The following is a 14,446-nucleotide window of genomic DNA, read 5'->3' on the forward strand; positions in this document are numbered from 1 at the left end:
CGCATGGCCGATACTCAAGTTTCAGGTCGGAGCCCCGTATTCGCCAAGGCGATCAAGGAGGGCTTCGTCGCCGGTGCGCTTGCCCTCGGGCTCTTCCTTCTCATCGTCGGCTTCAGGACCGACCAGAACATCCGCAACGAGCTGGTGCTGACGCAGAGATGGGGTCTCCTCGCCATCTTCGTCCTCATCGCCGCTGTCGGCCGTTTCCTGCTGACTGCCTATATCACGCCATGGTTTGCTGCCCGCAGCAGGACGAAGCGCGTTGCGGCTGTCAGGGAGCCGTCCAGCATACGGAAATACTTCCCGAAGATCGGCCTGCTGCTGCTGTTTCTCTATCCCTTTGTCGTGATCGGCGTCCTTGCCGCCTATAATGGCTCCTGGATGGGAGGGCTGCAGGGTTCGCTGAAATATGTCGACAATTTCGGCATCCAGATACTGATCTATGTGATGCTGGCCTGGGGGTTGAACATCGTCGTCGGCCTCGCCGGCCTGCTGGATCTCGGCTACGTGGCCTTCTACGCCGTCGGCGCCTATTCCTATGCGCTGCTTTCGGCCCAGTTCGGCCTGTCCTTCTGGCTGCTTCTGCCGATGGCCGGCATATTCGCGGCCTTGTGGGGCATCATGCTCGGTTTCCCCGTGCTGCGCCTGCGCGGCGACTATCTTGCCATCGTCACGCTGGCGTTCGGCGAGATCATCCGTCTCGTGCTGATCAACTGGACGGTGGTTACCAAGGGCACGTTCGGCATCTCCGGCATCGCCAAGGCAACGCTGTTCGGCATCCCCTTCACTGCCGGCGACGGCGGTTTCGCCAAGACCTTCGGATTGCCGATGTCCGGCGTCTACTACAAGATATTCCTCTATTACCTGATCCTTCTGCTTGCGCTGCTGACCGCCTGGGTCACGATCCGGCTGCGGCGCATGCCGATCGGACGCGCCTGGGAAGCATTGCGCGAAGACGAGATCGCCTGCCGCTCGCTCGGCATCAACACGACCACCACAAAGCTGACCGCCTTTGCCACCGGCGCCATGTTCGGCGGTTTTGCGGGGTCGTTCTTCGCAGCCCGCCAGGGCTTCGTCAGCCCGGAAAGCTTCGTCTTCCTCGAATCCGCCATCATCCTGGCCATCGTCGTCCTTGGCGGCATGGGTTCGCTGGTCGGCATCGCTGTCGCCGCTGCGGTAATGATCGGCGGCACGGAGCTGCTGCGTGAACTTGAATTCCTGAAGCGCATATTCGGCAATGATTTCACGCCCGAGCTTTACCGCATGCTGCTCTTCGGTCTCGCGATGATCGTGGTGATGGTGTGGAAGCCGCGCGGCTTCGTCGGCAATCGAGAACCGAGCGCGTTCCTGCACAAACGCAAGATGGTTTCGAGCGAATTTACGAAAGAAGGGCACGGCTGATGGTGTCTGAAGTTCAAGTCAATAGCGGTCCCATACTGCGTGTCGAACGCCTGTCGATGAAATTCGGTGGCCTTGTCGCGGTCAACAGCCTCAATTTCGAGGCGAAGCGCGGCGCCATCACGGCGCTGATCGGGCCGAACGGCGCCGGCAAGACGACGGTGTTCAACTGTATCACCGGCTTCTACAAGCCGACCGAAGGCATGCTGACGCTGACGCGCCAGGGCGGCGAACAGTTCCTGCTCGAACGCATGAGCGATTTCGTCATCACCAAGAAGGCGAAGGTCGCCCGTACCTTCCAGAACATCCGCCTGTTTTCGGGATTGACCGTCCTGGAAAACCTGCTTGTCGCCCAGCACAATGCGCTGATGCTGTCGTCGGGCTTCACCATTCTCGGCTTGCTCGGCCTGCCGACCTACAAGGCGGCTGCGGCGCAGGCGATCGAGAAGGCAAGGTTCTGGCTCGAAAAGATCAATCTTGTCGATCGTGCCGACGATCCCGCCGGTGACCTGCCCTATGGCGCCCAGCGCCGGCTGGAAATCGCCCGCGCCATGTGCACGGAGCCGGAGTTGCTTTGCCTCGACGAGCCCGCTGCCGGCCTCAATGCCCGCGAGTCCGCCGAGCTGAACAAGCTGCTGCTCGACATTCGTGACGAGACCGGAACATCGATCCTTCTCATCGAGCACGACATGTCGGTGGTCATGGAGATTTCGGATCATGTCGTCGTCCTCGAATACGGCACGAAGATCGCCGACGGCACGCCCGAGATGGTCAAGAACGACCCGAAGGTCATCGCCGCCTATCTCGGCGTCGAAGACGAGGAGATGGAAGAGCTGATCGAACAGGCCGAAGCGGCCGGTGCCGACGACATCACGGCCGCCGTGGACCTTCTGTCGACCGACGCCATCCATGAGCTCGAAGAGACGAAAGCCGATGTCGCGCCGGTCGAACTCGTTGCGACGGGACCGGTGGCGCCATTGAAGCCAACGAGCCCTTCCTCGGCACAGCGGGCGGCAAAACCGGCAGTCAAATCCGCGGCAAAGCCTGCGGCGAAGCGGCCTTCGACCGCCAAGGCGCCGGCGAAGCCATCATCCGGCGCTGCGGAACCGGTCAAGAAAGGCGCGACATCGAACGCGATCGCCGCGCCGCGCGGCGGCGTGCCGGATCGCCTGATCGACATAAAGGGCATCGGGCCGGTCAATGAGCGCAAGCTCAACGAACACGGCATCTATCATTTCGACCAGATCGCAGCCTGGAAGAAGGCGGACATCGTCGCCGCCGAAGCCTATCTGGCATTTGACGGGCGCATAGCCCGCGAGGACTGGATCGGTCAGGCCAAGAAGCTCGCCAAAGCGGCCAGTGCGAAGCCAGCGGGGAACGCGAAGCCAGCGGGGAAAAAGACTGGGGGGGCTAAATAATGTCACAGGAAAAAGCCCTTCTCAGCGTTGAGAACGTCGAGACCTATTACGGCAATATCCGCGCCCTGAGCGGCGTGAGCGTCCACGCCGATCCCGGCGAGATCGTCACGCTCATCGGCGCGAACGGCGCCGGCAAGTCGACCCTCATGATGACCATATTCGGCATGCCGCGCGCGCGTACCGGCCGCATTGTCTTCGACGGCAAGGACATCACGCAGCTGCCGGCGCATGAGATCGCCAGGCTGCGTATCGCGCAGTCGCCCGAAGGAAGGCGCATTTTCCCGCGCATGACGGTGCAGGAAAACCTGCAGATGGGTGCCGGCCTCGACAAGATGGAATATTATGACGAGGACGTGCGCATGGTCTTCGATCTGTTCCCGCGGCTCAAGGAGCGTATCAACCAGCGCGGCGGCACATTGTCCGGCGGCGAGCAGCAGATGCTGGCGATAGGGCGGGCGCTGATGGCGCGGCCGCGGCTGCTCCTGCTCGACGAACCCTCGCTCGGCCTTGCGCCGCTCATCATCAAGCATATTTTCGAGGCGATCAAGGAACTGAACAAGAGTACCGGGCTCACCGTGTTCCTCGTGGAGCAGAACGCATTCGGCGCATTGAAACTGGCGGATCGGGGATATGTCATGGTCAATGGAATTGTCACGATGAGCGGTTCCAGCAAGGACCTCCTCGCCAATCCGGAAGTTCGTGCAGCCTACCTCGAAGGCGGACGCCACTAGAAGCCGCAAGGAGAAAGCCATGCAAGGCATTTTGTACGAAGAACCCTCCATCTGGCTGTTCATCCTCGTTACCTGCATCATGGGCGGCTGGGCCGCGTGGATGGCGGGACGCGCCTGTGCCAAGACATGGCGGCCGCTTCCCATCCTGCTGTTCTACATGCTGCTGCTGGGCGTCGGCGTGCGGTTCATCCATTTCGCCCTCTTCGGCGGCACCATGCTCACGCTGCACTATTACATAGTCGATACGATCGTGCTCCTGATCATCGGAACACTCGGCTATCGCTATACCCGCACGAACCAGATGGTTCGCCAGTATCATTGGCTCTACGAGAAAACTTCTCCATTCGGATGGAGAGAAAAAACAGGAGCTTGATCTATCTCGCTGGTGCGAAATGAATCAGCGTGACAACGGCCGGGAAATCGGCAAATGTAATCTTCAAGCGATGCGGAACCATCGCGAGGGGTTTGGCAAATAGCTAGGAAAATGGGAGTTTTCAAATGAAGAAGTCACTGTTCTCAGGCGTAGCGCTTGCTGCGATGCTCGCCCTGAGCGGTCAGGCCTATGCTGACCTTCTGATCGCGGTCGGCGCTCCGCTGACGGGTCCGAACGCAGCATTCGGCGCACAGATACAGAAGGGCGCGGAAGCAGCGATCGCCGAGATCAATGCAGCCGGCGGCATCAATGGCGAGCAGGTCAAGATCACACTTGGCGACGACGTTTCCGACCCGAAGCAGGGCATCTCGGTCGCCAACAAATTCGTCGCGGACGGTGTGAAGTTCGTCATCGGCCACTTCAACTCGGGCGTTTCCATCCCGGCGTCGGAAGTCTATGCCGAAAACGGCATCCTGGAGGTAACGCCTGCCGCAACCAATCCGGTGTTCACGGAACGCGGCCTGTGGAACACGTTCCGCACATGCGGCCGCGATGACCAGCAGGGCATCGTCGCCGGCGGCTACATCGCCGAGAAGTTCAAGGACGCGAAGATCGCCGTCGTCCACGACAAGACGCCTTATGGCCAAGGCCTGGCTGACGAAACCAAGAAGACCTTGAATTCCAAGGGCGTCACCGAGGCTCTCTACGAGGGCGTGAACGTCGGCGACAAGGACTTCTCCGCCCTTATCGCCAAGGCAAAACAGGCCGGCGTTACCGTTCTCTACTGGGGCGGCCTGCACACCGAAGCCGGCCTGATCATCCGCCAGTTGGCCGATCAGGGCCTCAAGGTCACCTTCATCTCCGGTGACGGCATCGTTTCCAACGAACTCGCCTCGATCGCCGGCGACGCAGTGGAAGGCACGCTCAACACGTTCGGTCCCGACCCCAGCAAGAACCCGGCCAACAAGGAGCTGGTCGAGAAGTTCCGCGCCCAGGGCTTCGAGCCGGAAGCCTACACGCTCTACTCCTATGCTGCCGCACAGGTCATCGCTGCCGCTGCAACCGCAGCCAAGTCCAATGACCCTGAGGCTGTCGGAAAGGCGATGAAGGAAAGCGGCCCGTTCAAGACCGTTCTGGGCGACCTCGCCTTCGACGAGAAGGGCGATCCCAAGCTACCGGGCTACGTCATGTATGAGTGGAAGAAGGACGCCGACGGCAAGTTCTCCTACCAGCAGCAGATGTAATTTTCATCCTGCCACTTAAAAATGCCCGGCCATTGCGCCGGGCATTTTGCTATTGGAAAATTCGATTTCCTCAATATAGTTTGTTTGCACTGCAACATAGTGTCGGCGCCATTGCCGTCTGCCTTATATCATTGCGCCCCGGAGTTCCGTTTTGCCCATCAAGAAAATTCTCGTTGCCAATCGTTCCGAAATCGCCATCCGGGTTTTCCGCGCCGCCAATGAGCTCGGCATGAAAACCGTTGCCATCTGGGCTGAAGAGGACAAGCTCGCCTTGCACCGCTTCAAGGCGGACGAATCCTACCAGGTTGGACGGGGACCGCATCTGACGAAGGATATGGGGCCGATCGAGAGCTATCTCTCGATCGAGGAGATCATCCGGGTGGCAAAGCTCTCCGGTGCGGATGCGATCCATCCGGGTTACGGGCTGCTTTCCGAGAGCCCGGAATTCGCCGAAGCCTGTGCTGCGGCCGGCGTGATCTTCATCGGGCCGAAGCCCGAAACCATGCGGCGGCTCGGAAACAAGGTCGCGGCGCGCAACCTGGCAATCGAGATTGGCGTTCCCGTCGTTCCGGCGACCGACCCGCTTCCCGACGACATGGACGCGGTGAAGGAACTCGCCGAAAAGATCGGCTATCCGGTCATGCTCAAGGCCTCATGGGGCGGCGGCGGGCGCGGCATGCGCGCAATCTTCAAGCCGGACGACATTGCCCGGGAAGTCACCGAAGGCAAGCGCGAGGCCAAGGCGGCGTTCGGCAAGGACGAGGTCTATCTCGAAAAGCTGGTCGAGCGGGCGCGGCATGTCGAGGTGCAGGTTCTCGGCGATACCCATGGAAATGCGGTCCATCTGTTCGAGCGCGACTGCTCGATCCAGCGGCGCAATCAGAAGGTGGTGGAGCGTGCTCCCGCGCCTTATCTGACGGAATCGCAGCGGGCGGAACTCGCGGCCTACGGGCTGAAAATCGCCAATGAGACGCAATATATCGGCGCCGGAACGATCGAATTCCTCATGGATGCCGATACCGGCCAGTTCTATTTCATCGAGGTCAATCCGCGTATCCAGGTCGAGCATACCGTAACGGAGGAAGTGACCGGCATCGATATCGTCAAGGCGCAGATCCGCATCCTGGAGGGTGCAGCGATCGGAACGCCCGAATCCGGCGTTCCCGCGCAGAAGGATATCAAGCTCAACGGCCACGCCCTGCAATGCCGCATCACCACGGAAGATCCCGAGCAGAACTTCATTCCGGATTATGGCCGCATCACAGCCTATCGCGGCGCGACCGGCTTCGGCATCCGGCTCGACGGCGGCACTGCCTATTCTGGCGCGGTCATCACCCGCTATTATGATCCGCTGCTGGAGAAGATCACCGCATGGTCGCCGACGGCGGAAGAGACCATCCACCGTATGCACCGTGCGCTGCGGGAGTTCCGCATCCGCGGCGTCGCCACCAACCTCACCTTCCTCGAAGCGATCATTACGCATCCGAAATTTACCGACAATTCCTATACGACCAAGTTCATCGACACGACGCCGGAGCTGTTCGAGCAGGTCAAGCGCCAGGATCGGGCAACGAAGCTGCTGACCTATCTGGCCGACGTTACGGTCAACGGCCATCCCGAGACCAAGGGCAGGGCCAAGCCGCCGAAGGAAGCCGCCCTGCCACGGGTTCCTTTCGTCGAAACCTCCATACCGGACGGCACCAGGCAGCGGCTTGATGCTTTGGGTCCGAAGAAGTTCGCGGAATGGTTACGTAACGAAAAGCAGGTGTTCGTAACGGATACGACGATGCGTGACGGCCACCAGTCGCTGCTGGCGACGCGCATGCGCACCTATGATGTCTCACGTATCGCCGGCACCTATGCGCGGGCGCTTCCGCAGCTGTTCTCGCTCGAGTGCTGGGGCGGCGCTACATTCGACGTGGCCATGCGGTTTCTGACGGAAGATCCCTGGGAGAGGCTGGCCGCCATCCGCGAGCAGGCGCCAAACATCCTGCTGCAGATGCTGCTTCGCGGCGCCAATGGCGTCGGCTACAAGAGTTATCCCGACAATGTGGTGAAATATTTCGTCCAGCAGGCGGCGCGCGGCGGCATCGATGTGTTCCGGGTATTCGACAGCCTGAACTGGGTGGAGAACATGCGGGTCAGCATGGATGCTGTGCTTGAGGAGAACAAGCTCTGCGAGGCGGCGATCTGCTATACCGGCGACCTATTGAATTCCGCCCGCCCGAAATACGACCTCAAATATTATGTCGGCCTCGCCAAGGAAGTGGAGAAGGCCGGCGCGCACATCATCGCGGTGAAGGATATGGCCGGCCTGTTGAAGCCCGGCGCGGCGACCCTGTTGTTCAAGGCCTTGCGCGAAGCGACGGACCTGCCGCTGCATTTCCACACGCACGATACTTCGGGTATCGCCGCTGCGACGGTACTGGCCGCCGTCGATGCGGGGGTGGATGTGGTCGACGCCGCCATGGATGCCCTGTCCGGCAATACCTCGCAGCCTTGCCTTGGCTCCATCGTCGAGGCGCTGAAGGGGACGGAACGCGATCCCGGCCTCGACACAGAGTGGATCCGCCGGATTTCGTTCTATTGGGAAGCCGTTCGCACCCAATATGCCGCCTTCGAGAGCGATCTGAAGGGACCGGCATCGGAGGTCTACCTCCACGAGATGCCGGGCGGGCAGTTTACCAATCTGAAGGAACAGGCGCGCTCGCTTGGGCTCGAAACGCGCTGGCACGAGGTCGCGCAGGCCTATGCCGATGTGAACCAGATGTTCGGGGACATCGTCAAGGTCACGCCTTCGTCGAAGGTCGTGGGCGACATGGCGCTGATGATGGTCAGCCAGGACCTGACCGTGGCGGATGTGAAGAACCCGGAAAAGGACATCGCGTTTCCGGATTCCGTCGTGTCCATGATGCGCGGCGATCTGGGCCAGCCGCCGAAGGGATGGCCGAAGGATATCCAGAAGAAGGTGCTGAAGGACGAGAAGCCGTTCACCGAGCGGCCGGGTTCGCTGCTGGCGCCGGCCGATCTTGATGCCGAGCGCAAGGAGATCGAGGAAAAGCTGGAGCGGAAGATCAGCGACCAGGAATTCGCTTCCTATCTCATGTATCCGAAGGTCTATACGGATTTCGCCGTCACCCACAATACCTACGGGCCGACCAGCGTATTGCCGACGCATGTCTATTTCTACGGCCTTGCCCAGGAAGAGGAAGTGTTTCTGGACCTCGAGAAGGGCAAGACGCTCGTCGTGCGCAACCAGGCAGTCGGCGAGGCGGATGAAAAAGGCATGTGCACGGTCTTTTTCGAGATGAACGGACAGCCAAGGCGGGTGAAGGTGCCGGACCGCACCCGCGCGGCCGGCGGCGCCGGGGTGCGCCGCAAGGCGGAACTCGCCAATGACAAGCATGTGGGTGCGCCGATGCCGGGCATCATTTCGACGGTCGGCATCTCTGCCGGGCAGAAGGTGAATGCCGGCGACGTCCTGCTCTCGATCGAGGCGATGAAGATGGAAACGGCCCTGCGCGCCGAACGCGATGGCGTTGTCGGCGAAGTCCTGGTGAAGTCAGGGGACCAGATCGATGCCAAGGATCTGCTCATAATCTACGAATAGGCGTGGATTTGGAACCGGGTCACGGCCACGCCGGACCCGGGCAATCCATGTCAAATTGCGTATGAGAAGATCAAAAAGAGTGAATTGACTTCGCCTTCAACCGATTTAAGGGTGCAGGAATCCTCCTGTCGAACGGTGAAGCAGTAATCATGGATGCCTCGGTCTATCAGAAACGTGCCGTTTACGGGCGGTGGGCTGTCGCCTCCGCGTTTTTCTTCAACGGCTTTCTCATTGGCAGCTGGGCGCCGCAAATCCCGGTCTTCATGACGCGCCTTCAGATAAGCGAGTTCGTACTTGGACTGCTCATCCTCGTTTTCGGCATTGGAGCTTTGTGCTCGATGCCCTGGTGCGGCTATCTGATCGGCCGTTTCGGATCGCGCAGCGTCGTCCTTGCCTTCGCGGCGCTGTGCAGCTTCTCATTGCTGCTTGTCGTTCTTGCACCCAATCCGGCAATCGCCGTGCCGGCGCTGTTCTTCTTCGGCGCGGTCATCGGCGGTATGGATGTGGCGATGAATGCCAACGCCGTCGAGGTGGAGAAGCGGCTTTCCCGGGCCGTCATGTCGTCTTCGCACGGTTTCTGGAGCCTTGGCGGCTTTGCCGGCGGCGGCCTCGGCGGCCTGCTGATCGAAGCGCAGGGTTATCTCGTCCATGCGATCGTGGCGACGCTCATCGCCGCTGCCATCGGCCTGCTGGCGTTTCGCCACATGATCACCGAAACCAAGCCGGTCGTTCATGAACGCCAGAAATTGGCATTCCCATCCAATCCGCTGATCTACCTGCTCGGCCTGATGGCGCTTTTCTCCATGGTGCCGGAGGGTTCTGTTCTCGATTGGGCCGCGCTGTACCTGCAGCAGGAGCGGGGCGCCGACATAGCAACCGCCGGCTTTGCCTTTGCCGCCTTCTCCGGCACGATGGCGGTGATGCGGTTCCTCGGCGATGGCGTACGCAATCGTTTCGGCGCCGTAAGGACGCTGCGCGCCTCCGCTTTGATCGGTGCGGTGGGCCTTTTCGGCGCCAGCTTTGCTTCGACCGATTGGATCGCCGTACTGGCCTTCGCTTTCTCCGGCCTCGGTATCGCAAATATGGTGCCGATTGCTTTTTCCGCCGCCGGCAACCAGCCGGGGACCTCGTCCGGTGTCGCGCTCAGCATGGTGACGCTGATGGGCTATTCCGGCATCCTCGTCGCCCCATCGGCGATCGGTTTCGTCGGCGGCAAGACCGGCTTCGGACCGATTTATATGGTTCTGGCCGGCCTGCTCGTCATTGTCGCCATCATGGCAAGGCTAGCGGCGACGGCAGACCGCCCGGTAGACGAGACTTCCCAGTCCGGACTAGCGCCGTGATGCGACCGCCGGCTTTGCGCGCCGGGTGAGGAAATCGGTGACGCGGCGGCCCGGCCGCGACTGTCGCAGGCCGATATTCATCTCGGGCGCCAGTTCGTCGGAAAGGTCGAGCGTCGCGGTCTGGCCGATGGCGTCGTAATTCTCTTCCAGCCAATCCTCGGCGGCGGCGCGGCCGAGGTCACGCAGATATTCGAGGAATGCCCATTCGGCATTCACCTTTGACGACGCCGACAGCCCCTTGAAAGCCTCATCGGCGTCGATCCGGTGCATGCGGATATTCCTGTATTCGCCATGCTCGATCCGCCCCGCCTTGATCAGCGAATTTATGAATGCAATGGAGCGGAATTCGCGAAGAAGCGCGGCATTGAACGTGATTTCGTCGATGCGATCGCTGATTTCCCGCGCGGTTTTCGGCGTTCCGGCCCGTTCGATCGGGTTGATCTGGATGAGCAGAACATCCTCGCTTGCGCTGGAATAGAAGAACGGAAACAGCGCCGGATTGCCGCCATAGCCGCCATCCCAATAGGGCTGGCCATCGATCTCCACCGCCTGGAAGATATAGGGGAGGCAGGCGGAAGCCATGACCACGTCTGCGTTGAGCTCGGACTGCGAGAACACCCGCAAGCGGCCTGTCTCGACATTGGTCGCCGAAATGAAGAGCTTGAGCGCCGAGCAGGACTTGACCCGCTCGAAATCGATCTCGCGTTCGACCAGGTCGCGCAATGGATTGATGTTGAAGGGGTTATATTCGTAGGGCGACAGCATGCGGGAAACCATCTCGAAGAGATTGTAGCCTATGCCGTTCTCGACGGACCAATTGCCGAAGAACACATCCCATGGCGCCCGCTGGACCGGGCTGAAACGGCCTGTCCGGCCGACCGCCCGCCAGAACTCGTAGAGCTTGGCGCGTGCGCCATCGGCGCCGTTCCTGGACCAGCCATCGGCCATGGCAACGGCGTTCATTGCGCCGGCGCTGGTTCCGGATATGCCTTCGATGGTGAGCCGGTCGTCCTCCAGGATACGGTCCAGCACGCCCCAGCTGAAAGCGCCGTGCGAGCCCCCGCCCTGCAGGGCGACATTGATCTTCTTGGTCGTCTTCATCAGGCTGCCGTCCAGCCGCCATCGACCGAGATCGTCGTGCCGGTGATCTGGGCCGCGGCATCGCTGGCAAGAAACACCACTGTCGCGCCGATCTGCTCGACGGTGGCGAATTCCTTTGTCGCCTGCTTGTCGAGCATGACCTCGCGGATGACCGTCTCGCGATCCATGCCATGGGCCTTCATCTGATCGGGAATTTGCGCCTCGACCAGCGGGGTCAGCACATAGCCGGGACATATGGCATTGCTGGTAATGTGCTTTTCAGCCGTTTCCAGCGCCACGGTCTTGGTGAAGCCGACAATGCCGTGCTTGGCGGCAACATAGGCGGATTTGAACGGGGAAGCCCTGAGGCCATGGGCCGAGGCGATATTGATGATGCGTCCCCATCCGGCCTTCTTCATATGCGGCAGCACGGCAGCGGTGGTGTGGAAGGCCGATGTGAGATTGATCGCGATGATGGCGTCCCATTTTTCCGCCGGGAACTCGTCGACAGGTGCGACGAACTGGATGCCGGCATTGTTGACCAGCACATCGGCGGATCCGAATGCAGCCACGGCCTTGTCGATCAGCGAGCGGCACTCGGCCCCGTTCGACATGTCGGCCTTGATATAGGCGACGCCGGTCGAGTGCCTTTCGGCGATCTGCTGGGCCAGGGCGTGGTCCTCCGGCCGGTCGGTGAATGAGTTGACCACCACATTATAGCCGGCAGCGGCCAACGCCTCGGCGGCGCCCAGCCCGATGCCAGAATTCGAACCCGTAACGATAGCTGTCTTCCTGCCCATGATATTTCTTTCTTGTTCGGCGACATTGCCTGTTAGGATAGTCTAAATATATTGCGTTGCAGCAAAAATGCTAGGGCGGTGCAAATCCGGCGATGATTCCGCACCTCGTGCCGAGGGCGGGTGCAAGCGCAGTGTTGACAAATGGCCATGGCTGCGCCACCTGATCTGCATCTCTGGAGCTCGATGATGACAGAATATCACCCACACCCCTTTGCCCGGCGCAGCTCGGTCGGCGTTGATGTCGGCGGTGTGATGGTCGGCGGCGGTGCACCGGTCGTGGTGCAGTCCATGACCAATACGGACACGGCCGATATTGACGGCACGGTGGCGCAGGTGGCGGCGTTGTCGCGCGCGGGTTCTCAGATCGTCCGCATCACCGTGGACAGGGACGAATCCGCCAGGGCGGTGCCGCGCATACGCGACAGGCTGGACCGGCTCGGGCTTGACGTGCCTCTCGTCGGCGATTTCCACTATATCGGCCACAAGCTCCTCGCCGATAATCCGGATTGTGCCGAGGCTTTGGCGAAATACCGTATCAATCCGGGCAATGTCGGGTTCAAGGACAAGAAGGACGCCCAGTTCGGCGCGATCATCGAAATGGCGATCCGCTACGACAAACCGGTGCGTATCGGCGTCAATTGGGGATCGCTCGACCAGGAGCTGCTGACAAGCCTGATGGACCGGAACAGTGCCGCGGGCTCGCCCCTGACGGCTGCCGCCGTTACGCGCGAGGCGATTGTCCAGTCGGCGCTGATCTCGGCCCAGCTTGCCGAGGAGATCGGCCTGGCGCGCTCGAAGATCATACTTTCCGCGAAAGTCAGCCAGGTGCAGGACCTGATCGCCGTCTATGCCGAACTTGCCAGGCGATGCGACCACGCGTTGCATCTCGGGCTCACGGAAGCCGGAATGGGCACCAAGGGCATCGTGGCTTCGTCCGCGGCCATGGGAATCCTGCTGCAACAGGGCATCGGCGACACTATTCGCATCTCGCTGACGCCGGAACCCGGCGGTGACAGGACGCGCGAGGTCCAGGTCGCACAGGAATTGCTGCAGACGATGGGCTTCCGGCAGTTCATTCCGATCGTCGCCGCCTGCCCCGGATGCGGGCGGACGACCTCGACCGTATTCCAGGAACTCGCCCAGTCGATCCAGAGCGACATCCGCAAGAACATGCCGGTCTGGCGCGAAAAATACCCCGGCGTCGAGGCGCTGAACGTGGCGGTGATGGGCTGCATCGTCAATGGACCGGGCGAATCCAAGATGGCCGATATCGGCATATCTCTTCCCGGCACGGGCGAAACGCCTTCCGCCCCGGTCTTCATCGATGGGCGGAAGGTCGCGACGCTGCGCGGCGCCGGCATTGCCACCGAATTCCAGAAGATGGTGGCGGACTATATCGAAAACCGTTTTGGGCGGGGCGCACAGGCGGCGGAATGAGCCGTCCTCTCAGTTTTCCCTCTCCGCGATGAAGCTGGCGGCGGCGTTGAGCAGGCCGGCCTTATCAGCGAAGGGCGACAGCAGCTCCTGCGCCTGATCGACCAGCCCGGCGAGTTGCCGGCGCGTCCATTCGATGCCGTGGACCGAGACCAGCGTCGCCTTGCCCGCGGCTGCGTCCTTGCCGACGGCCTTGCCCAATTGCCCGGCATTGGCCGTCACGTCGAGCAGATCGTCGGCGAGCTGGAAGGCGAGGCCGATGGCCGAGCCATATTCGGCAAGGCGCTGGCGGTCGCTATCGGAGGCTCCCGCGATGATCGCGCCGGCGTCGCAGGCGAAGCGGATGAGCGCGCCGGTCTTCATCGCCTGCAGCCGGATGATGCCCTGCTCGTCAGGCTTGACGGTCTCGGCTTCGAGATCGAGCGCCTGTCCGCCGGTCATGCCGCCGACGCCCGCTGCACGGGCCAGTTCATGCACCAGGGTCAGTCGTGCTTTCGCCGGCAATTCCGTCTCGTCGCTGGCGATCAGTTCGAACGCATAGGTGAGCAGGCTGTCGCCGGCAAGGATGGCCGCCGCCTCGTCGAATTTGCGGTGCACAGTCGGTTGGCCGCGCCGGAGATCGTCATTGTCCATCGCCGGCAGGTCGTCATGGATCAGCGAGTAGCTGTGGACGCATTCGAGGGCCGCGGCCACGCGCAATGCAGCCATGGCGTCTCCACCCAGCAAAGCGGCGCTCTCCATGACGAGGAAGGGCCGAAGGCGCTTGCCGCCATTGAGCACGCCATGCCGCATGGCAGCCATGAGGCGGGCCGGACGGTAGATTTCCCCGCTGCGCGTCCTGTCGGAAAGAACCTCGTTCAGAAGCGTTTCGACGGCAAGAGCGTGCTGCTGCAAGCTGAGCTGAAAGAGAGCAGTGTGTTCTTCGGTCATGCCGCCAATGATCAATAAACGCTGCGCCGGTCAATGGGGGAGCTCGGTTCGGACGCAAAAAATATCCGCCACGAAAGTCGCAGAG

At 61.4% G+C, this 14,446-nt stretch carries 11 protein-coding genes; 8 read left to right on the forward strand and 3 right to left on the reverse strand.

The window, feature by feature from the left end; all coding sequences use genetic code 11:
* The first annotated feature begins 3 nt into the window (after positions 1–3).
* The 7 genes from livM (at position 4) to M8997_RS10085 (ending at position 10,117) form a co-directional block, all read left to right on the forward strand.
* Positions 4–1,401 carry a high-affinity branched-chain amino acid ABC transporter permease LivM gene (livM, locus tag M8997_RS10055; RefSeq protein ID WP_250017076.1) on the forward strand — a complete coding sequence of 466 codons (1,398 nt, stop codon included), beginning with the start codon at positions 4–6 and terminating at the stop codon, positions 1,399–1,401.
* Positions 1,401–2,816 carry an ATP-binding cassette domain-containing protein gene (locus M8997_RS10060; RefSeq protein ID WP_250017078.1) on the forward strand — a complete coding sequence of 472 codons (1,416 nt, stop codon included), beginning with the start codon at positions 1,401–1,403 and terminating at the stop codon, positions 2,814–2,816. Before livM ends, M8997_RS10060 begins: the two co-directional genes overlap by 1 nt.
* Positions 2,816–3,547: an ABC transporter ATP-binding protein gene (locus M8997_RS10065; protein WP_250017080.1), complete on the forward strand. Its 732-nt coding sequence runs from the start codon at positions 2,816–2,818 to the stop codon at positions 3,545–3,547. Before M8997_RS10060 ends, M8997_RS10065 begins: the two co-directional genes overlap by 1 nt.
* A gap of 19 nt (positions 3,548–3,566) precedes the next feature.
* Complete coding sequence (locus M8997_RS10070; RefSeq protein ID WP_250017082.1) at positions 3,567–3,920, forward strand: DUF6867 family protein; 354 nt, start codon at positions 3,567–3,569, stop codon at positions 3,918–3,920.
* A 125-nt stretch (positions 3,921–4,045) separates the two neighbouring features.
* Positions 4,046–5,164, forward strand: a complete 1,119-nt coding sequence (locus M8997_RS10075; protein ID WP_250017093.1) for a branched-chain amino acid ABC transporter substrate-binding protein — start codon at positions 4,046–4,048, stop codon at positions 5,162–5,164.
* Between the two features lie 151 nt (positions 5,165–5,315).
* On the forward strand, positions 5,316–8,774 hold the full coding sequence (pyc, locus tag M8997_RS10080; protein ID WP_250017095.1) for a pyruvate carboxylase: 3,459 nt from the start codon (positions 5,316–5,318) through the stop codon (positions 8,772–8,774).
* 149 nt (positions 8,775–8,923) lie between these two features.
* Entirely contained in the window at positions 8,924–10,117 is a 1,194-nt protein-coding gene (locus M8997_RS10085) for an MFS transporter (protein ID WP_250017097.1), read from the forward strand.
* Here the strand turns inward: M8997_RS10085 and M8997_RS10090 are convergent.
* Positions 10,106–11,218 (reverse strand): patatin-like phospholipase family protein, encoded by a 1,113-nt coding sequence (locus M8997_RS10090; protein WP_250017099.1) that lies wholly within the window; start codon positions 11,216–11,218, stop codon positions 10,106–10,108. The genes M8997_RS10085 and M8997_RS10090 overlap by 12 nt on opposite strands.
* A complete protein-coding gene (locus M8997_RS10095) occupies positions 11,218–11,997 on the reverse strand; it encodes a 3-hydroxybutyrate dehydrogenase (RefSeq protein ID WP_250017101.1) in 780 nt (259 codons plus the stop codon). The genes M8997_RS10090 and M8997_RS10095 overlap by 1 nt, the downstream gene beginning before the upstream one ends.
* Before the next feature lie 186 nt (positions 11,998–12,183).
* Here M8997_RS10095 and ispG point away from each other — a divergent pair, with 186 nt between their 5' ends.
* Positions 12,184–13,434 (forward strand): flavodoxin-dependent (E)-4-hydroxy-3-methylbut-2-enyl-diphosphate synthase, encoded by a 1,251-nt coding sequence (ispG, locus tag M8997_RS10100; protein WP_250017103.1) that lies wholly within the window; start codon positions 12,184–12,186, stop codon positions 13,432–13,434.
* A gap of 9 nt (positions 13,435–13,443) precedes the next feature.
* Here the strand turns inward: ispG and M8997_RS10105 are convergent, their stop codons facing one another.
* The gene (locus tag M8997_RS10105; RefSeq protein WP_250017105.1) at positions 13,444–14,361 is read right to left on the reverse strand and encodes a polyprenyl synthetase family protein; all 918 of its coding nucleotides are present in this window, start codon (positions 14,359–14,361) and stop codon (positions 13,444–13,446) included.
* Positions 14,362–14,446 lie beyond the last annotated feature (85 nt).

It is taken from the genome of Phyllobacterium sp. 21LDTY02-6 (assembly GCF_023554255.2).
In the GTDB taxonomy this organism is placed as follows: Bacteria; Pseudomonadota; Alphaproteobacteria; order Rhizobiales; family Rhizobiaceae; genus Phyllobacterium.